Source organism: Blastococcus saxobsidens, from assembly GCF_010682065.1.
GTDB classification, from domain to species: domain Bacteria; phylum Actinomycetota; class Actinomycetes; order Mycobacteriales; family Geodermatophilaceae; genus Blastococcus; species Blastococcus saxobsidens_B.
This window is the reverse complement of sequence record NZ_JAAGWG010000011.1, coordinates 51,052-69,457: the sequence shown is the minus strand read 5'-3', so window position 1 is coordinate 69,457 and position 18,406 is coordinate 51,052. Positions and strand designations below refer to the sequence as shown.

The window sequence follows — 18,406 nt, the reverse complement described above, 5'->3', positions numbered from 1 at the left end:
CTTGGCCGGTGCACCTTCCCGCCGCACGCCGTCGTCACCCGTGAGGTGACCGGCCTCACCCGGTCGACGAGCCGGAGCCACGCTGCCGGGCGAGCTCGATGTAGTGCTCGACGAGCGAGGCGTCGTCGACGGTGCCGGTGTTGACCGCCTTCGCCGGGTCCACCCCCTGGAACAGCCGCTTGAGCGGCACCTCCAGCCGCTTGCCGGTGCGGGTGTGCGGCACGCCGGGCACGGCGATGACCTCGTCGGGCACGTGCCGCGGGCTGGCCTGGGTCCGGATCGCCGCCCTCAGCCGGTCCACCAGCTCGTCGGTGAGCTCCTCCCCCGGCGCCAGCTGGACGAACAGCGGCATCCAGTAGCCGCCCTCGGGCAGCTCCACGCCGAGGACGACGCAGTCGACCACCTCGGGGAAGCCCTCGACGGCGGCGTAGATGTCGGCGGTGCCCATCCGCACGCCGCCGCGGTTGAGCGTCGAGTCCGACCGGCCGGTGATCACGCAGGTGCCCCGTTCGGTGATCTCCAGCCAGTCCCCGTGCCGCCAGACGCCGGGCCACGGCTCGAAGTACGCCGCCCGATAGCGGGCGCCGTCCGGGTCGTTCCAGAACTGCAGCGGCATCGAGGGCATCGGCTCGGTCACCACCAGCTCGCCGAGCTCGCCGACCACCGGCTCACCCGCCTCGTTCCAGGAGGCCACCGCGACGCCGAGCAGCGGGCGCTGCAGCTCACCGGCCGTCACCGGCAGCAGCGGCGAGCTGCCGATGAACCCGGTGGCGACGTCGGTCCCGCCGGACGCGGACGTCAGCTGCAGGTCGGTGCCCACGGCGTCGTACACCCACGAGTAGGTGGCCGCGGGCAGCGGCGACCCGGTGCTGGCCAGCACCCGGACGGAGGAGAGGTCGTGGTCCTCACCGGGGCGGACGCCGGCCTTCTGGCAGGCCGCCAGGTAGCCCGGACTCGTGCCCAGGTGGGTGAACCGCACCCGCTCCGCGAGGGCGAACTGGGCGTCGACCGTCGGGTAGGCCGGGGCGCCGTCGTGCAGCACCGCGGTCGCCCCGCTGAGCAGCGAGGACACCACGACGTTCCACATCATCCAGGCCGTCGAGGTGTACCAGTAGAAGCGGTCACCGGGCCCCAGGTCGCTGTGCAGAGTGCCGGACTTCCGCTGCTCGAGCACCACGCCGCCGTGCCCGTGCACGATCCCCTTGGGCAGCCCGGTGGTGCCCGAGCTGTAGACGATCCACAGCGGGGCGTCGAACGGCGTCGGCTCGAAGACCGGGTCCTGCTCGTCGGCGACGGCGTCGGCCCACGACAGCGCGTCGTCGGGCACGTCGTCGGGGAACAACCGGGGGACGGCGATCGTCGTCCGCACGGTCGGCAGCCCGGCGCGCAGCTCGGCGACGACGTCCCGCCGGTCGTGCTCGCGTCCGTTGAACCGATAGCCGTCGACGGCGACCAGCACGGTGGGCTCGATCTGGGCGAAGCGGTCGAGCACCGCGCGGGTGCCGAAGTCCGGCGCGCAGGAGGACCACACCGCCCCGACCGCCGCGGCCCCGAGGAAGGCGACGACGGTCTCGGGCACGTTGGGCAGGTAGCCGGCCACCCGGTCGCCCGGGCGGACGCCGAGCCGGCGCAGGGTGGCGGCGAACGCGCCGACCTGTCCGCGCAGGGACGCCCAGGAGATCTCCCGCGGCTCGGCGTCCTCCGCGACGGCGATCAGCGCCGGCCGGTCGTCGGACGCCTGCCGGAACACCTGCTCGGCGTAGTTGACGGTCGTTCCGGGGAACCAGAGGGCGCCCGGCATCTCCCGGGAGGGAAGGACCTGGTCGTCGGCGACGTCGAGCACGCCCGTCCAGCGCGCGAGGTCGCCCCAGAACTGGTCGAGGTGCTCGACCGACCAGCGCCACAGCGCGTCGTAGTCCACCGGATCCCCGAAGGAGAGCCCGCGGCGCGCGGCCACGAAGGCGGCGAAGGCGGCCGTCCGGGTGGCGCGGATCGAGTCGGGCGTGGGCTGCCAGAGGACCTCGGGGGACGACGGTTCGGCGGTCACGGCCGCACGATGCCATCCTGGGCCCGCGCCGGCCACGGCGACGACCCTCCCGGCCCCCAGGAGCGACCGTGCTGCCCGACCCCGACGACGAGCGCAACGTCCTCGGCGGCCCGCTCGAGCCGTGCGGCACCGATCCGGTCACCGGCTTCTACCGCGACGGGCACTGCACCACCGGCCCGGACGACCTGGGGCGGCACACCGTCTGCGCCGTCGTCTCCACCGAGTTCCTGGCGATGCAGCGCGAGCTGGGCAACGACCTGAGCACCCCGCGCCCGGAGTACGGGTTCCCGGGCCTGAAGCCGGGCGACCGGTGGTGCGTCGTCGCCGTCCGCTGGCTGCAGGCCTACCAGGCCGGCGCCGCGTCGGGCGTCGTGCTGGCCGCGACCAACGCCCGCGCGCTGGAGATCGTGCCGATGGAGGCCCTGCGGCGGCACGCCGTCGACGTGCCCGACGACGCCAGCAGCCTGGAATGAACGGGGTCGCCGCGGCGCTGCGGCGGCCATGAGCGACCTCCTCGACGTGCCCGTGACCACGCTGCAGGGCGAGCCCGCCACCCTGCGGGAGCTGACGGGGGGCCGCCCCGCCCTGGTGGTCAACGTGGCCAGCCGCTGCGGGCTCACCCCGCAGTACGCCGCGCTGGAGGCACTGCAGGAGGAGTACGGCAGCCGCGGCTTCACCGTCGTCGGCGTGCCGTGCAACCAGTTCATGGGGCAGGAGCCCGGCACCGCCGAGGAGATCGAGGAGTTCTGCTCGGCCACCTACGGCGTCACCTTCCCGATGACGGAGAAGGTCGAGGTGAACGGCGAGGGGGCGCACCCGCTCTTCCAGCGGCTGACCGCGACCCCGGACCTCGACGGCGCGGCGGGCGACGTCCAGTGGAACTTCGAGAAGTGGGTGCTGGACGGGACCGGCGAGGTGGTCGCCCGCTTCCGGCCGCAGACGGTTCCCGACGCCCCCGAGGTGCGCGCCGCGATCGAGTCGGTCCTCCCCGGCTGACGGCCGCCTCCGCAGCGCCACGACCGCCGCGCTGCAGAGCGGCGGTCGTCACCACGACGCGGCGGCGGCCGGGAGGACCTACCGTCGATCCATGAGCGACGCCGACCTCCGCTTCTGGTTCGACCCCGTGTGCCCGTTCGCCTGGATGACCAGCAAGTGGGTCCGCATGGTGGCCGCCCAGCGGGAGTACGCGGTGGAGTGGCGGTTCATCTCGCTGCGGCTGCTCAACGCGCACGTCGACTACGACAGCCACTTCCCGCCCGAGTACGAGGCCGGCCACACGTCGGGGCTCCGGCTGCTGCGCCTGGCCGCCCGCACCCGCGCCGAGCACGGCCCGGACGCCGTCGCCCGGCTGTACGAGGCGCTCGGCGGCCAGGTCTTCGAGACGCCGAACCAGCCCGGCGACGAGACCCGCCGGGGCACCCGCGAGTTCGCCGAGTCGGTCCTGGCCGGCCTCGGGCTGCCGACCGATCTGGCCGCCGCCCTGGACGACGGCTCCTGGGACGCGCAGATCCAGGCCGAGACCGACGAGGCGCTGGCCCTGACCGGCAAGGACGTCGGGACGCCGATCCTGCAGTTCCAGCCGCCGGAGGGTGTGGCGTTCTTCGGCCCGGTGATCAGCCGGCTGCCCGGTGAGGACGAGGCCGTCGAGCTGTGGGACCACGTTCTCGGGCTCGCCTCGTTCCCGGGGTTCGCCGAGCTCAAGCGCAGCCTCCGCGAGCGGCCGCAGCTGGTCGGCTTCGGCTGGCGCCCCGACGAGGGCGGCGTCGAGGAGGACTGGCACGGCGGGAGCCGACGGCAGAAGAAGTGACGACGCCGGTGGGCGACCCCGGCGCGGCGAGATAAGGTAAGCCTTATCTGACCTCCACCGCCGTCCCGGGAGCTGCTCGTGGCCACCACGGTCGACGTCCCGGCCCGGGACCCTGCGCGCACGCCTCCGCGCTCGATGCGGGCCCGGCGGCTGGCCACCCTGGTGCTGCTGCTCGTGCTGGTCGTGGCGGCCGCGCTGGCGAGCATCGCCGTCGGCACCCGGGCCATCGGCCTGACCGACGTGTGGCGCTCGCTGCTGGACTCCGCGCTCACCACCGACGACGCCGTCGTGGTCCGGCAGCTGCGGGTGCCGCGCACGGCGCTGGGCCTCATGGTCGGCCTCGCGCTGGGCATGGCCGGGGCGCTGATGCAGGGCCACACCCGCAACCCGCTCGGTGACCCCGGGCTGCTCGGCGTCACCGCCGGCGCCAGCCTGGCGGTCGTCCTGGCGATCTCGCTGCTGGGGCTGACCTCGCCGTCGAGCTACGTCTGGTTCGCCTTCGTCGGGGCCCTGGCCGGCACCGTGCTGGTGTACGCCATCGGCTCGGCCGGCCGCGGCGGCGCCACCCCGCTGACCCTGGCGCTGGCCGGCGCCGCGCTGTCGGCGCTGATGTACGCGCTGGTGCGCACGGTCCTGGTCAGCGACCAGCAGACCCTGGACAGCTTCCGGTTCTGGGTCGTCGGATCCCTGGCCGGGCGCGGTGCCGACGTCGCCGTGCAGGTGGCCCCGTTCATCGCCGTCGGCCTGGTCCTGGCGCTGGTCAACGCACCGGCGCTCAACCTGCTCGGACTGGGCGAGGACGTCGCGCGCGGGCTCGGCCAGCGCATCTGGCTGGCGCGGGTCGTCGGGCTCGCCGCGATCACGCTGCTCTGCGGGGCGGCCACCGCGGCCTGCGGGCCGATCGCCTTCGTGGGCCTCGTCGTGCCGCACGTCGTCCGCGCGCTGACCGGCCCCGACCACCGCTGGCTGCTGCCCTGCTCCGGGCTGCTCGGCGCGGCGCTGCTGCTGGCCGCCGACGTGATCGGCCGGATCGTCGCCCGCCCGGCCGAGCTGCAGGTGGGCATCGTGCTGGCGCTCATCGGCGCGCCGTTCTTCATCGCCCTGGTCCGCCGGCGGAAGGCGGCCGGACTGTGAGCGTCGAGGCCGTGGACGTCGACGCGCCGTCCCGCCCGCCGGAGGGCACCGCGCGCCCGGTCCGCAGCGGCCGGACGGTGCGCGTCGGGCGCATCTCCGGGGTGCTCCGGTGGCGCGACCTCGCCGTCCCGCTCGCCGCGCTGGTCCTGCTGGTGCTGCTGTCGGCGGTGAGCATGGGCCGCGGCGACTTCCCGATCGGCGTCGTCGAGGTGCTGCGCACGCTGGCCGGGCTGGGCGAGGGGCCGCAGGAGTTCATCGTCCTCGAGCTGCGCGCCCCGCGGGTCGTCGTCGGGGCGCTGGTCGGCCTGGCCCTGGGCGTGGCCGGTGCGCTGTTCCAGACCTTCGCCCGCAATCCGCTGGCCTCCCCCGACACCCTGGGCATCACCACCGGCGCCTCCGCCGGTGCCGTGGCGGCGATCGTGCTGTCCGGTGGCTCCTCGGCGGGGGCGGTCCTGGGCGGGCTGGGCGTGCCGCTGGCCGCGCTGCTCGGGGCGCTCACCACCGGGTTCCTGCTGTTCGCGCTCACCTGGCGCGCGGGCGTGGACGGGTACCGGCTGGTGCTGATCGGCATCGCGCTGTGGTCGGTCGGCACCGCGCTCACCGACTGGCTGCTCACGAACGCCGAGATCTACGACGCGGCGTCGGCCTACGTCTGGATCACCGGCTCGCTCAACGCCACCACCTGGGACGACGCTCTCCCGCTCGCTCTCGCCCTGATGGTGCTGCTGCCGCTGGCCCTCGCCACGAGCCGGCTGCTCGCGGTGCTGCAGTTCGGCGACGACACCGCCCGCGGGCTGGGCGTGCGGCTGGCACCCACGCAGACCGCCGTGGTGCTGCTCGCCGTCGGGCTGGTCGCGTTCGCCGTCTCCGCCGCCGGGCCCATCACCTTCGTCGCGCTCGTCGTCCCGCAGATCGCGGTGCGGCTCACCGGGGGCGCCCGGCCGCCGCTGCTGGCGTCGGGCCTGCTCGGCGCCCTGCTCGTCGTCGGCGCCGACCTGGTCACCCGCACCGTGCTCCCCGAGGCGCTGCCCGTCGGCATCCTGACCGCCGTCATCGGCGCCCCCTACCTGCTCTGGCTCCTGGTCCGCGGAAGGCGGCGGAACACTTGAGGACGACACGACCGTGACCATCGAGACCGAACTCGCGCCCCCCGCCACCTCCACCGCACCGGTGCGGCTGGCCGCCGAGCACGTGCGCCTGGCCTACGACGACCGCGTGGTGGTCGACGACCTCGATCTCGAGCTCACCGAGGGCTCCTTCACCGCCATCGTCGGCCCCAACGGCTGCGGCAAGTCCACGCTCCTGCGGGCGCTGGGCCGGCTGCTGCGCCCCACGGCCGGCCAGGTGCTGCTCGACGGCCGCTCGATCGCCCGCACGCCGACCCGCGAGGTGGCCAAGGTGCTGGGCCTGCTGCCGCAGACGCCGGTGGCGCCGGAGGGTCTGACCGTGGGCGACCTCGTGGCCCGCGGCCGGCACCCGCACCAGACCTGGCTGCGCCAGTGGTCGCGGGACGACGAGGCCGTGGTCGCCGAGGCGCTGGCCTGGACCGACATGTCCGACCTGGCCGAGCGGCCGGTGGACGCCCTGTCCGGCGGTCAGCGGCAGCGGGCCTGGATCTCCATGGCGCTGGCGCAGGGCACCGACCTGCTGCTGCTGGACGAGCCCACGACCTACCTGGACCTGTCGCACCAGATCGACGTCCTGGACCTGGTCGGCCGGCTGCACGCCGAGCGGGGCCGGACGGTCGTCGTGGTGCTGCACGACCTCAACCTCGCGGCCCGCTACGCCAAGCGCCTGGTGGCGATGAAGGACGGCGCGCTGGTGGCGTCGGGGACGCCGGCCGAGGTGCTCACCGAGCAGCTGCTGGCCGACGTGTTCGACCTCGAGGCGCGCGTGCTGCCCGACCCGGTGGCCGGCACCCCCATGGTCGTCCCGGTGCGCCGGCTGCGCTGACCCCCTGGTGGTCCGGAGTTAGGGCAGGCTAACCTTCCTCGCGACCGGGATGATCATGCATCCCCTTCCCGAGGGAGTTCCGTTGCACCGCACCTCTCGCCGCCTCCTCGGCGGCCTCCTCGTTCTGGGCGTGACCGTCGGTCTCGCCGCCTGCGGTGGCCCCGACGCCGCCGACGAGCCGTCCGCCGAGGGCGGCTGGGAGTTCACCGACGACCTGGGCCGGACCGTGGAGCTGGACGAGGCGCCCGAGCGGATCGCCGGCCTCAACGACCTGACCGCGTCGCTGTGGAACTACGGCATCGAGCCGGTGGCCACCTTCGGCCAGACCTCGGCCGAGGACGACGTCGCCTTCGAGGGCCGCGACCTCGACGACGTGGCGATCGTCGGCAGCGCCTACGGCGAGATCGACCTGGAGGCGCTGGCCGCCGCCGACCCCGACGTCATCGTCACCACCATCTACCCGACCGACTCCACCGGCGAGATCCCCGAGGGCACACCCGGGTACGGGTTCAACGACCTGGCGCAGCAGGAGCAGGTCGCCGAGATCGCGCCGATCATCCACATCGCCTACCGCGGATCGGCCGCCGACGTCATCGAGCGCGTCGTCGACCTGGCCGACGCCCTGGGCGTCGACACCGAGGGCGGCGAGGTCGCCGAGGCGCGCGCCGACTTCGAAGCGGCGGCGGAGCAGCTCTCCCAGGCGGCGTCGAACGGGGTCAGCGTCCTGCCGGTGTTCGCCACCCAGGCCGACGGCTGGTGGATGGCCAAGGCGCAGGACGACCCGCAGCTGGCGATGTACGCCGACCTCGGCGTGGACTTCGTCGACCCGGGCGGCGACGGCTACTTCTGGAACTCCGTCGGCTGGGAAGAGGTCCCGAACCACCCGAGCGACGTGCTGCTCTACTCGCTGCGGTTCAGCATGACCCCCGAGGAGATCGCCGCGCAGCCCACCGCCGCGCTGCTCCCCGCCGTCCAGGCCGGGCAGCTCCACCCGTGGAAGTACATCGGCCCGGACTACGTCGCGCAGGCCGCCTACATGGCGGAGCTGGCCGGCCACCTCGAGCAGGCCGAGGACGTCACCGCCTGAAAATGGACCCCGTTCTCCTCACCGCTCGCACGCTCGCGGCGAGCCTCTGAACGAGGCCTCCGGCCCCGCCGTCACGTCGACAGCGGGGCCGGGGTCTCCGGCAGCGGCGCGGCCGACGCCGGCCGCGCCGTCCGGGCCGTCTGCGCCAGGGCGATCCCGGTCAGGACGACGAGCCCGCCGGCCACCTGCCAACCGGTGAGCACCTGCTCCAGCCACAACCAGGCGACGACGGAGGCGAACACCGGCTCCACCGTGGCGACCAGGCCCGCGGTGGTGGGCGGCAGGTGTCGCAGCGCGGAGATGGAGAGCCAGAACGGCACCACCGCGCCGAGCACGACGATCCACCCGATCAGCAGCCACAGCGGCAGGCGGACGTCGCCCACCGACACCGGCACCTGCTCGCCGAGCACCGCGGCGTCGAAGGCCCACCACGGCGCCGCGACCGCCCAGAACAGCGCCGCCGCCACGAAGCTCCAGCAGGTCAGCGTGACCGGGTCGCGGCCCACCGTGCCCCGCTCCCCCAGCAGGTAGTACGTCGCCAGGCAGAGGGCCGCGGCGAGCGCCGCGGCGACGCCGATGCCGTCCAGCGAGCCGCCGCCCTGCCAGACCTGGGCCACCAGGACCAGCCCGCCGAGCGAGAGCAGCAGCGCGAACCACAACCGGCCGCGCACGGCCTCCCGGCGCACGAGCCACACGTAGAGGGCGATCCACACCGGCGCGGTCATCTCGAAGACCAGCGCGATGCCGACCGGCAGCCGCCCGATCGCCACGTAGTAGAGGAACTGGGTCAGCGCCACGCCCACCACGCCGAAGACCGCGAGCAACGGCAGCTCCCGCGCCCGTACCCGCAGCCGGCGGGGCGAGGTCGTGGCCAGGAACGCGACCAGCAGGACCGCCGCGCCGGTGCAGCGCAGCGCCGTCAGCCGGGTGGGCGGGATCCCGGCCTCCAGCGCCAGCGTGGAGACCGTGCCGTTGACCGCGAAGAACCCCGCGGACGCCAGCGTGAAGGCATACCCGAGGCCTGGGCGGACGGCGGAGCTCACAGCGGCACTGTAGCGGGCAACCGTCACCTAGACCCCTACCGGACGGTTCCCAGGCGCGCCCGGTACAACGGAGATGGAGCCCGACCCGAGGAGGGAGCCCGTGCCGGATCGACCGCCGTGGTCCGACCGCCGTCGCCGCACGCTGCTCGTGCTCGCCATGGGCGCCGTCCTCGGCGGCCTCGGTGCTGTCGGCCTGCCCGGCGGGGCCGGGGTGACCGCCGGGGTCCTGGCCGCGCTGTGCGCCTTCCTGCTCGTCGCTGCGGTCGTCGTGTTCGTCGCCGTCCCCGGGCCCGGCACGGCCGGCACCCTCGCCCGCTCTGCACCGGTCGCCGGGTCAGCCCTGGTGGTGTCGGTGCTGCTGGTGCTCTCCACCGCGGCCGAGCAGCGCTGGATCTGGGCGCTGGTGGCGGTTGCCGCCGCCGGCTGGACCGGCTACGCCGTCTGGGAGACCCGGCGGACCGGGGACTGACCCCGCTCGCCAGACTGCCGGGATGGAGCTGCCCGCTGCCCTCTACCTCCCCTCCGGCGACGGCGCGTTCACCGCCACCGCCCTGACCATCGGGCCGTGGGACGTCGGGCTGCAGCACGCCGGCCCGCCGGCAGCGCTGCTGCTGCGCGAGGCCGAGCGGTGCAGCGGCATCGAGGGTGGGCAGACCGTGCGGCTGGCCTACGACATCTTCGGCCCCGTGCCGGTGGGCCCGGTGCGGCTGCGCTCCTCCGTCGTCCGCCCCGGCCGCCGGGTGGAGCTGGTGGAGACCGTGCTGGAGGTCGACGAGCGGCCGCTGATGCGGCTGTCCGCCTGGCGGATGCGCACCCGCCCCGACGACCCGGCCGCCGCCGTCGCCCAGGAGGCCGGGCCAGGTCCCGCTCCCCGGGGCCCGGCGGACAGCCGCCCGGAGGTGCCGGCGTTCTTCACCACCGAGGTCGCCTACCACCGCGCGCTGGAATGGCGCTTCGCCGCGGGCAGCTTCAACTCCCCCGGCCCGGCGACGGCATGGACGCGGACCGGCTGCGAACTGGTGGCCGGCGAGCCGATGACCCCGCTGCAGCACCTGCTGGTGATGACCGACGCGGCCAGCGGCATCTCCGCGGCACTGGACTGGAACACCGCGACCTTCGCCAACGTGGACCTCGGCGTGGCGCTGCACCGCCCGCCGCGCGGCGAGTGGCTGGGCATGGCGGCCCGGACGGTCCTGGGCGGGACGGGCGCCGCGCAGTGCTTCGCGGAGCTCTTCGACGAGGCCGGCACGATCGGCCGGTCCAGCCAGTCGCTGTTCGTGGAGCCGCGCCCACTGGCGTGACCCATCTCGCCCGGAACCCGCGGGTCCCACTGGCACCGGACGGCGGGCTTCGGGGAGGGTGGAGGGGTCGACTCTTCCCCCGACGATCGGAGTGCTTCGCCCGTGGCCGCATTGAGAGACGTGCTCGACTGGCTGTCCGGCCGCGGTCTCGAGGTGGTGCTGATCATCCTCGGGTCCGTGTTGCTGGCGCGGTTCGTCTCCTGGGCCGGCACGCGGGTCACCGACCGGATCGACCGCAACTCCACCGGCGGCGACGCCCTCGTGCGCTCCGAGGCCGCGAAGCACCGGCACTCGCTCACCCAGGTGCTCACCTGGGCGGCGATCGTGCTCATCTACTCGATCGCGGTGTTCTTCGTGCTCGACCGGATCGGCGTGCCGATCACCGGCCTGGTCGCCCCGGCCACGGTGCTCGGCGTCGGGCTGGGCTTCGGCGCCCAGCGCATCGTCGGCGACGTGCTGGCCGGCTTCTTCATCATCACCGAGCGGCAGTACGGCTTCGGCGACGTCGTCTCCATCCAGGTGGTCGGCGGCGGCGACCCGGCCACCGGCACGGTGGAGGACGTCACGCTCCGGGTGACCCGCGTCCGCTCCCCCGACGGCGAGGTCGTCACGGTGCCCAACGGGCAGATCGTCAAGGTCGTGAACCTGTCCCGCGACTGGGCCCGCGCCGTCGTCGACGTGCCGGTGCCGACCAGCGTGGACGTCAACCGGGCCAACGAGATCCTCCGCCAGGTCGGGCGGGAGGCGTTCCGCGACCCGGCGATGCGCCCGCTGCTGCTGGACCCGCCCACCGTCATGGGCGTGGAGACGCTCGGCCTGGACGAGGTCAACGTGCGCGTCGTCGCGCGCACGCTGCCCGGCAAGCAGTTCGAGGTGGGCCGCGACCTGCGCGCCCGGGTGGTCCAGGCCTTCCGCAGCCAGGGCATGCAGGTGCCGCAGCCGACCACCACCCAGGACGAGGACGACGCCACCACGGTGCAGGAGGGGATCCGATGACCGAGCCGGCCCAGGACCGCACCCCGACGACGCCGGACGCGCCCGCCGGCCCCTCGGTGAGCACCGCTCCCGCCGGGGCGGACAGCACGACCCCCGACGTCGCCCCCCGCAACCGCTGGTGGTCCGCGGTGCCCCACCACCTGGGGCGCGCCCGCACCTCCACGGTCGTCCTCGGCGTGCTGTTCGTGGCGGTCTTCGCGCTCTGGCTCAACGTCCGCCCGCCGACGGACGGCACTCCACGGACGCCCAGCGAACCCGCCGACGTCAACGCCCCCGTGGTGCCCGGCCTCCCCGAGGAGACGGAGCCGGCGGAGACCGAACCGGCACCGACCACCACCGCCCCGCGCCCGACGACCAGCGCGCCGGCGACGACGTCCCCGAGCCGCACCAGCGCCCCGGCGACGTCCACGACCCCGGAGCCGACGGCGGGCACGACGCCGTCGGCACCGGCCGAGGACACCACCGACGAGACCGTTCCGGACTCCCCGACGGGCTGAGCGACGGCTCAGAACGACGTCACGACGGCGATGCCGGGCCGCCGTCCCACCTCGGCGAGGGCTGCACCGGCCTCGCCGAGCGGGAGCTCGCGGGTGATCAGCGGCCGCGGGTCGAGCCGGCCGGCGGCGATCAGCCCGAGCAGCTCCGGATAGGCGTGTGCAGCCATGCCATGGCTGCCCAGGACCTCCAGCTCCAGGGCGACGACCCGCGCCATCGGCACGTCGGCCCGTCCCTGCTCCGGCGGCAGCAGCCCCACCTGCACGTGACGCCCGCGTGGACGCAGGCTCAGGACGGAGTTGGCGCAGGTGACCGGGGCACCCAGCGCGTCGAGGGAGAGGTGCGCCCCGCCGCCGGTCAGCTCGAGAACGGCGGCCGGCACGTCGCCCGCGCCGTCCACGGCGTGCTCGGCGCCGAGAGCGCGGGCCAGTGCCAGCGCATCGGGAGCGACGTCGACGGCGACGACGCGGGCGCCGGCGGCCGCCGCGATCTGGACGGCGGAGAGGCCGACCCCGCCGCAGCCGTGCACGGCGACCCACTCCCCCGCCCGCACCCGGCCGATCCGGACGACCGCCCGGAAGGCGGTGGCATAGCGGCAGCCCAGGGCCGCCGCCGTGGCGAGGTCGAGCTCCTCGGGCACCGCGACCAGGTTCACGTCCGCGGCGTCGAGGGCGACGAGCTCGGCGAACGAGCCCCAGTGGGTGAAGCCGGGCTGGGTCTGCCGGGCGCACACCTGGTGCTCCCCGGCGGCGCACTGCGCGCAGCGACCGCACGCGTTCACGAAGGGGACGGTCACCCGGTCACCGACCCGCCAGTTTCCGACGCCGTCGCCCACCGCCGCCACCGTGCCGGCCAGCTCGTGCCCGGGCACGTGCGGCAGGACGACGTCGGCGTCGTGCCCCTGCCAGGCGTGCCAGTCGCTCCGGCAGATGCCGCTGGCGCCCACCCGGACCACGACGCCGCCCGGCCGCGGCTCGGGGTCGGGGACGTCCCGCACCGAGAGCGGACCACCGAAGGACTCGAAGAGGAGCGCGCGCACGGACCCCAGCCTCCCCTGGCGGCCACGGCGACCGATCCGTGGGACGGATGTTTCACGTGGGACACCGATCCCCTAAGATTCCGCCTGGCTCCTGAGAGGCAGCGCGAAGCACCTGGCTGGCTGCCCGGCAACCTCAACTCCGTCTGAGGTGCTCCAGGGGAAGAGCCGGCTGGACGGCGACCGCCGCCCGGCAAGGACGGAGCTCCTGCGCGCCGCGGGATCTCCCGTGAGCGATGAGGAGACGGCGCATGACCGACCCCCAGGCCTGGAGCTTCGAGACCCGGCAGATCCACGCCGGCACGAGCCCCGACCCGACGACCGGCGCCCGGGCGCTGCCCATCTACGCCACCACCGCCTACCAGTTCCGCGACAGCCAGCACGCCGCGGACCTGTTCGCGCTGGCCGAGATGGGCAACATCTACACGCGGATCATGAACCCGACGCAGGACGCGCTGGAGCAGCGCGTGGCCTCCCTCGAGGGCGGCGTGGCCGCGCTGGCGGTGTCCAGCGGCCAGTCGGCGACGACGCTGTCGATCCTGAACCTCGCCGAGTCCGGCGACCACGTCGTGGCGTCGGCGTCGCTGTACGGCGGCACCTACAACCTGCTGCACCACTCGCTGCCGAAGATGGGCATCACGGTCTCCTTCGTGGAGAACCCGGACGACCCGGAGGCCTGGCAGGCACTCGTGCAGGAGAACACCCGGGCGTTCTACGCCGAGACGATCGGCAACCCCAAGGGCGACATCCTCGACATCGAGTCCGTCTCGGCGGTCGCGCACCGCAACGGCGTCCCGCTGATCGTGGACAACACCATCGCGACGCCGTTCCTCATCCGGCCCTTCGAGTTCGGTGCCGACGTCGTCGTCCACTCCGCCACCAAGTACCTGGGCGGCCACGGCACGGCCATCGCCGGGATCATCGTCGACGGCGGGCGGTTCGACTGGACCGGCGGCCGGCACCCGATGTTCACCACCCCGGACCCGACGTACCACGGGGTGGTCTACGCCGACCTCGGTGCGCCGGCCTTCGCGCTCAAGGCCCGGGTGCAGCTGCTCCGCGACCTCGGCCCGGCCATCAGCCCGTTCAACGCCTTCCTCGTCGTCCAGGGCATCGAGACCCTGTCGCTGCGCATGGAGCGGCACGTCCAGAACGCCACCCGCGTGGCCGAGTTCCTCCAGGCGCACGACGAGGTCGACCGGGTCAACTACCCGGCGCTGGAGTCCTCCCCGTGGCACGCCGCCCAGCAGAAGTACGCCCCCAAGGGCGCCGGCGCGGTGCTGACCTTCGAGCTGCACGGCGGGCGCGAGGCCGGCCAGAAGTTCGTCGAGGCGCTCGAGCTGCACAGCCACGTCGCCAACATCGGAGACGTGCGCAGCCTGGTGATCCACCCGGCCTCGACGACGCACTCGCAGCTGACCCCCGAGGAGCAGCTCACCACCGGCGTCACCCCGGGCCTGGTGCGGCTGGCCGTCGGCCTGGAGGGCATCGAGGACATCATCGCCGACCTCGAGGCCGGTTTCCGCGCGGCGAAGACCGCCTGACGTGGCCGGGTGGGCCGAGGGGGATCCGGTCGGCGACCGGCTCTTCCTCGACCTGCCCGGCACCTTCCCGCTGGAGCGCGGCGGCAGCCTGCCCGGCATCCGCGTCGCCTACGAGACGTGGGGGACGCTCGCCCCGGACGCCTCGAACGCCGTCCTCGTCGAGCACGCGCTCACCGGGGACAGCCACGTCGTCGGCGACGCCGGACCCGGTCATGCGACCGCGGGCTGGTGGAGCGGCCTGGTCGGCCCAGGGGAGGCGCTGGACACCGACCGGTGGTTCGTCGTCTGCGCCAACGTGCTCGGCGGCTGCCAGGGGACGACCGGCCCGTCGTCGCGCGCCCCGGACGGCGGGCACTGGGGCGCCCGCTTCCCCGAGGTGACGGTCGGCGACCAGGTGCGTGTCGAGGTCGCGCTGGCCGACGCGCTCGGCATCGACCGCTGGGCCGCGGTCGTGGGCGGCTCGATGGGCGGCATGCGGGCGCTGGAGTGGGCGGTCGCCGAGCCCGAGCGGGTCGACGCGCTGTTCTTCCTCGCCTCGGCCGCCGTCGCCTCCGCCGACCAGATCGGCACCCAGACCACCCAGCAGGCCGCCGTCCGGGCCGATCCGCGCTGGCGGGGCGGGGACTACCCGCTCGACGACCCGCCGGTCGACGGCCTGGGCGTGGCCCGGCGCATCGCGCACCTGACCTACCGCAGCGGGCTGGAGCTGGAGGCCCGCTTCGGCAGCACGGTGCAGGCCGACGGCCGGTACGCCGTGGCCTCCTACCTCGACCACCACGCCGACAAGCTGTCCGGCCGGTTCGACGCCGGCAGCTACGTGGTGCTGACCGAGGCGATGAACAGCTGGGACGTCGGCCGCGGCCGGGGCGGTGTCGAGGCGGCCCTGGCCGGGGTCACGACCCGCGCGCTGGTGGCCGGGGTGGACACCGACCGGCTGTACCCGCCGGAGCAGCAGCAGCGGGTGGCCGACGCACTCGGCGTCCCGCTGCGGCTCATCTCCTCCCCCTACGGCCACGACGGCTTCCTCCTGGAGGCCGACGCCGTCGGGGCCCTGCTGCGCGAACTGCTCGACGGGGCAGGCTGACCGGCGTGGACGACGACCTCACCGCCCTGCGCGCCGGCTGCGACCGCTCGCTGACCGGGCACGGTGAGTGGCGGGCCGACCAGCTGCTGGCCACGATCCCGCCCGGCTCCGCCCCCGACCGGTACGGCGACGGCGGTGTCGTCGCAGAGCTGGAGGCCGAGGTCGCCGAGCTGCTCGGCATGCCCGCGGCGGTGTACCTGCCCAGCGGCGTGATGGCCCAGCAGGCGGCGCTGCGGGTGCACGCCGACGCCCGCGGCCGGCGCACCGTGGTCTGCCACCCGGAGAGCCACCTGATCCGGCACGAGGAGCAGGCGTTCGAGCGGCTGCACGGCATGGTCCTGCGCCCGGTGGGCAACCGGTACCGGCCGCTGCTGCGGGCCGACCTCGACGCCGTCGCCGAGCAGCCGGCCGCGCTGCTGGTGGAGCTGCCGCAGCGCGACCTGGGCGGCCGGCTCCCGCCCTGGGACGACCTGGTGGAGCAGGTCGCCTGGGCCCGGCAGCGGGGCGCGGCCGCGCACCTGGACGGCGCCCGGCTGTGGGAGGCCTCCGCCGGCTACGACCGCACCCCCGCCGAGATCGCCGGGCTGTTCGACACCGCCTACGTGAGCTTCTACAAGGGCATCGGCGCCCTGGCCGGGTGCTGCCTGGCCGGGCCGGACGACGTCGTCGCGCAGGTCCGGGAGTGGCGGCGCCGGCTGGGCGGCACGCTGTTCGGGATGTGGCCCGGTGCGGCGTCGGCGCTGACCTCGCTGCGCCGCCGGCTGCCGCTGATGCCGGCCTACCTGGCGCGTGCCCGCGAGGTGGCCGACGCCGTCCGCGACCTGCCGGGCGTCACCGTCGTCCCCGACCCGCCGCAGACGCCGATGCTGCACCTGCTGCTGCGCACGACCCCGGAGGCCTTCACCGCCGCGGCCCGCACCCTCGCCGAGGACGGGCTGTGGACCTGGCCGCAGGCGATGCCCACCGGCGACCCCGCCGTCGTGCGGGTGGAGCTGCCGGTGGGCGACGCGACGCTGGCCCTCGGCGTCGCCGACATCCGGGCCGCGATCGCCGCGCTGGCAGGCCGCGGCTAGCGTCGGCGGCCGTGAGCCTCGACGTCGCCGCCCTCCGCGCCTGCTTCCCCTCCCTGAGCAGCGGCACCGCGCACTTCGACGGTCCCGGCGGCACGCAGGTGCCCACCGCCGTCGCCCAGGCGGTCGCCGCGACCCTGACCGCACCGATCAGCAACCGCGGCTCGGTCACCGAGGCCGAGCGGACGGCCGACGCCACGGTGCTCGCGGCGCGGGCGGCGATGGCCGACCTGCTGGGCGTCGACGCCGGCGGCGTCGTGTTCGGGCGCAGCGCCACCGCGCTCACCTTCGACCTGGCCCGCACGATGGCGGCGGGCTGGGGGCCCGGGGACGAGGTGGTCGTCACCCGGCTCGACCACGACGCGAACATCCGCCCGTGGGTGCTGGCCGCGGAGGCGGCCGGGGCGACGGTGCGGTGGGCGGCCTTCGACCCGGCCACCGGCGAGCTGACCGCCGACGACGTCGCCGCGGTGCTCAGCGACCGCACCCGGGTGGTCGCGGTGACCGGGGCGTCCAACCTGATCGGCACCCGCCCGCCGCTCCCGGCGATCGCCGAGCGGGTGCACGCGGTCGGGGCGCTGCTCGTCGTCGACGGCGTGCACCTGACCGCGCACGCGCCGGTCGACGTCCCGGCCCTGGGCGCCGACGTGTACCTGTGCTCGCCGTACAAGTTCCTCGGCCCGCACTGCGGCGTCCTGGCCGCCGATCCCGCGCTGCTGGCCGGCCTGCGGCCGGGCAAGCTGCTGCCGTCGTCGGAAGCCGTGCCCGAGCGCTTCGAGCTGGGCACGCTGCCCTACGAGCTGCTGGCCGGGACGACGGCGGCCGTCGGCTTCCTCGCCGACCTGGGGGGCGCCGGGTCCCGCCGGGAGCGGCTGGTCGCGGCGATGACCGCGATCGAGGAGCACGAGGACCGGCTCCGCGAGCGCCTGGAGGCCGGGCTCGCGCAGCTGCCCGGCGTCCGGCTGTGGTCGCGGGCCGCCGAGCGCACCCCGACGCTGCTGCTCACGTTCGAGGGTCGCGATGCCGCGGAGGCCTACCGGTTCCTCGCCGGCCGGGGCGTCAACGCACCGGCCGGCTCCTTCTACGCGATCGAGGCGAGCCGGTGGCTCGGGCTCGGCGATCCCGGCGGGCTGCGGGTCGGCCTGGCCCCCTACAGCGACGACGACGACGTCGACCGGCTGCTCACCGGCCTGCGCGAGTGGCTCGCCGGCTGAGCGACGTCAGCCCTCCAGCCGGCGCACCTGCCGGGCTGCGTCCAGCCGGTCGGTGTAGCTGATCGCGTTGCCCTGGATGTGCAGCTGGTCGTCGTCGGTGGCCTCGCGCAGCACCTTCGCCGGGACCCCGGCGATGAGCGAGCGGGGCGGGAAGACCTTGCCCTGGGTGACGACGGCGCCGGCGGCCACGATCGAGCCCGAGCCGATGTGCGCGCCGTTCATGACGATGCTGCCCATGCCGACCAGCACGTCGTCGTCGATGCGGGCGCCGTGCAGCACCACCCGGTGGCCGACGGACACCCGCTCGCCGACGACCAGCGGGAAGCCGGGGTCGGAGTGCAGCGTGCAGCCGTCCTGGATGTTGGAGTCCGCACCGATCTCGATCACCTCGGCGTCGGCCCGGGCCACCGCGCCGTACCAGATGCTCGAGCGCGGCCCCATCGTCACCGCCCCGACCACGACCGCCGTGGGCGCCACGAAGGCCTCGTCGTCGATCTGCGGGGAGCCGAACTCCAGGGCACCGAGAAATGCGTCGCTCACCCACCCACCACAGCACAGCCGGCGGGGTTCCGGCCACCCTCCCCGCGCGGGAGGC

At 74.9% G+C, this 18,406-nt stretch carries 19 protein-coding genes and 1 riboswitch; of the genes, 15 read left to right on the top strand and 4 right to left on the bottom strand.

The window, feature by feature from the left end; translation table 11 throughout:
• Nucleotides 1-55 precede the first annotated feature (55 nt).
• Nucleotides 56-2,047, bottom strand: coding sequence for an acetoacetate--CoA ligase (locus GCU60_RS09125; protein WP_163204438.1), 1,992 nt, complete (start codon nucleotides 2,045-2,047; stop codon nucleotides 56-58).
• A gap of 68 nt (nucleotides 2,048-2,115) precedes the next feature.
• Between GCU60_RS09125 and GCU60_RS09120 the strand changes: the two genes are divergently transcribed.
• The 7 genes from GCU60_RS09120 to GCU60_RS09090 all read left to right on the top strand — a co-directional run bounded on the left by GCU60_RS09120 (nucleotide 2,116) and on the right by GCU60_RS09090 (nucleotide 8,028).
• Entirely contained in the window at nucleotides 2,116-2,520 is a 405-nt protein-coding gene (locus tag GCU60_RS09120) for a DUF2237 family protein (RefSeq protein ID WP_104529375.1), read from the top strand.
• A 28-nt stretch (nucleotides 2,521-2,548) separates the two neighbouring features.
• The gene (locus GCU60_RS09115) at nucleotides 2,549-3,043 is read left to right on the top strand and encodes a glutathione peroxidase (protein ID WP_163204436.1); all 495 of its coding nucleotides are present in this window, start codon (nucleotides 2,549-2,551) and stop codon (nucleotides 3,041-3,043) included.
• A 91-nt stretch (nucleotides 3,044-3,134) separates the two neighbouring features.
• On the top strand, nucleotides 3,135-3,854 hold the full coding sequence (locus GCU60_RS09110) for a hypothetical protein (RefSeq protein ID WP_163204434.1): 720 nt from the start codon (nucleotides 3,135-3,137) through the stop codon (nucleotides 3,852-3,854).
• A 78-nt stretch (nucleotides 3,855-3,932) separates the two neighbouring features.
• On the top strand, nucleotides 3,933-4,988 hold the full coding sequence (locus GCU60_RS09105; RefSeq protein WP_345770498.1) for a FecCD family ABC transporter permease: 1,056 nt from the start codon (nucleotides 3,933-3,935) through the stop codon (nucleotides 4,986-4,988).
• Nucleotides 4,985-6,097, top strand: coding sequence for a FecCD family ABC transporter permease (locus tag GCU60_RS09100; protein ID WP_345770497.1), 1,113 nt, complete (start codon nucleotides 4,985-4,987; stop codon nucleotides 6,095-6,097). The genes GCU60_RS09105 and GCU60_RS09100 overlap by 4 nt, the downstream gene beginning before the upstream one ends.
• A gap of 13 nt (nucleotides 6,098-6,110) precedes the next feature.
• The gene (locus GCU60_RS09095) at nucleotides 6,111-6,941 is read left to right on the top strand and encodes an ATP-binding cassette domain-containing protein (RefSeq protein ID WP_163204432.1); all 831 of its coding nucleotides are present in this window, start codon (nucleotides 6,111-6,113) and stop codon (nucleotides 6,939-6,941) included.
• A gap of 130 nt (nucleotides 6,942-7,071) precedes the next feature.
• Nucleotides 7,072-8,028 carry an ABC transporter substrate-binding protein gene (locus GCU60_RS09090; protein WP_204261720.1) on the top strand — a complete coding sequence of 319 codons (957 nt, stop codon included), beginning with the start codon at nucleotides 7,072-7,074 and terminating at the stop codon, nucleotides 8,026-8,028.
• 71 nt (nucleotides 8,029-8,099) lie between these two features.
• On the opposite strand, the gene GCU60_RS21565 is transcribed toward GCU60_RS09090, so the two are convergent.
• On the bottom strand, nucleotides 8,100-9,071 hold the full coding sequence (locus tag GCU60_RS21565; RefSeq protein WP_163204428.1) for an EamA family transporter: 972 nt from the start codon (nucleotides 9,069-9,071) through the stop codon (nucleotides 8,100-8,102).
• A 100-nt stretch (nucleotides 9,072-9,171) separates the two neighbouring features.
• Here GCU60_RS21565 and GCU60_RS09080 point away from each other — a divergent pair, with 100 nt between their 5' ends.
• The 4 genes from GCU60_RS09080 to GCU60_RS09065 all read left to right on the top strand — a co-directional run bounded on the left by GCU60_RS09080 (nucleotide 9,172) and on the right by GCU60_RS09065 (nucleotide 11,865).
• The gene (locus tag GCU60_RS09080) at nucleotides 9,172-9,540 is read left to right on the top strand and encodes a hypothetical protein (RefSeq protein WP_163204426.1); all 369 of its coding nucleotides are present in this window, start codon (nucleotides 9,172-9,174) and stop codon (nucleotides 9,538-9,540) included.
• Between the two features lie 22 nt (nucleotides 9,541-9,562).
• On the top strand, nucleotides 9,563-10,372 hold the full coding sequence (locus tag GCU60_RS09075; RefSeq protein WP_163204424.1) for a thioesterase family protein: 810 nt from the start codon (nucleotides 9,563-9,565) through the stop codon (nucleotides 10,370-10,372).
• Between the two features lie 102 nt (nucleotides 10,373-10,474).
• The gene (locus GCU60_RS09070; protein ID WP_163204422.1) at nucleotides 10,475-11,368 is read left to right on the top strand and encodes a mechanosensitive ion channel domain-containing protein; all 894 of its coding nucleotides are present in this window, start codon (nucleotides 10,475-10,477) and stop codon (nucleotides 11,366-11,368) included.
• Nucleotides 11,365-11,865, top strand: coding sequence for a hypothetical protein (locus GCU60_RS09065; protein WP_163204420.1), 501 nt, complete (start codon nucleotides 11,365-11,367; stop codon nucleotides 11,863-11,865). The genes GCU60_RS09070 and GCU60_RS09065 overlap by 4 nt, the downstream gene beginning before the upstream one ends.
• 8 nt (nucleotides 11,866-11,873) lie before the next feature.
• Here GCU60_RS09065 and GCU60_RS09060 read toward each other — a convergent pair whose 3' ends face one another.
• Nucleotides 11,874-12,902, bottom strand: coding sequence for a zinc-binding dehydrogenase (locus tag GCU60_RS09060; protein WP_163204418.1), 1,029 nt, complete (start codon nucleotides 12,900-12,902; stop codon nucleotides 11,874-11,876).
• A gap of 87 nt (nucleotides 12,903-12,989) precedes the next feature.
• Nucleotides 12,990-13,105, top strand: a riboswitch (SAM riboswitch).
• A gap of 45 nt (nucleotides 13,106-13,150) precedes the next feature.
• Here GCU60_RS09060 and GCU60_RS09055 point away from each other — a divergent pair.
• The 4 genes from GCU60_RS09055 to GCU60_RS09040 are packed head-to-tail and all read left to right on the top strand — an operon-like array spanning nucleotide 13,151 to nucleotide 17,811.
• Complete coding sequence (locus GCU60_RS09055; RefSeq protein ID WP_163204416.1) at nucleotides 13,151-14,443, top strand: bifunctional o-acetylhomoserine/o-acetylserine sulfhydrylase; 1,293 nt, start codon at nucleotides 13,151-13,153, stop codon at nucleotides 14,441-14,443.
• A gap of 1 nt (nucleotide 14,444) precedes the next feature.
• Nucleotides 14,445-15,527, top strand: a complete 1,083-nt coding sequence (metX, locus tag GCU60_RS09050) for a homoserine O-acetyltransferase MetX (RefSeq protein ID WP_163204414.1) — start codon at nucleotides 14,445-14,447, stop codon at nucleotides 15,525-15,527.
• Between the two features lie 5 nt (nucleotides 15,528-15,532).
• Nucleotides 15,533-16,600 (top strand): beta-eliminating lyase-related protein, encoded by a 1,068-nt coding sequence (locus tag GCU60_RS09045; protein ID WP_163204412.1) that lies wholly within the window; start codon nucleotides 15,533-15,535, stop codon nucleotides 16,598-16,600.
• Between the two features lie 11 nt (nucleotides 16,601-16,611).
• On the top strand, nucleotides 16,612-17,811 hold the full coding sequence (locus tag GCU60_RS09040) for a cysteine desulfurase-like protein (protein ID WP_163204410.1): 1,200 nt from the start codon (nucleotides 16,612-16,614) through the stop codon (nucleotides 17,809-17,811).
• 6 nt (nucleotides 17,812-17,817) lie between these two features.
• Here GCU60_RS09040 and GCU60_RS09035 read toward each other — a convergent pair whose 3' ends face one another.
• On the bottom strand, nucleotides 17,818-18,351 hold the full coding sequence (locus GCU60_RS09035) for a DapH/DapD/GlmU-related protein (RefSeq protein WP_163204408.1): 534 nt from the start codon (nucleotides 18,349-18,351) through the stop codon (nucleotides 17,818-17,820).
• Nucleotides 18,352-18,406 lie beyond the last annotated feature (55 nt).

Bases quoted from the DNA above. Each gene is read 5' to 3' on its own strand.
- GCU60_RS09115 (WP_163204436.1), top strand. From the start codon at position 2,549: ATGAGCGACCTCCTCGACGTGCCCGTGACCACGCTGCAGGGCGAGCCC.
- GCU60_RS09110 (WP_163204434.1), top strand. From the start codon at position 3,135: ATGAGCGACGCCGACCTCCGCTTCTGGTTCGACCCCGTGTGCCCGTTC.
- GCU60_RS09075 (WP_163204424.1), top strand. From the start codon at position 9,563: ATGGAGCTGCCCGCTGCCCTCTACCTCCCCTCCGGCGACGGCGCGTTC.
- GCU60_RS09065 (WP_163204420.1), top strand. From the start codon at position 11,365: ATGACCGAGCCGGCCCAGGACCGCACCCCGACGACGCCGGACGCGCCC.
- GCU60_RS09055 (WP_163204416.1), top strand. From the start codon at position 13,151: ATGACCGACCCCCAGGCCTGGAGCTTCGAGACCCGGCAGATCCACGCC.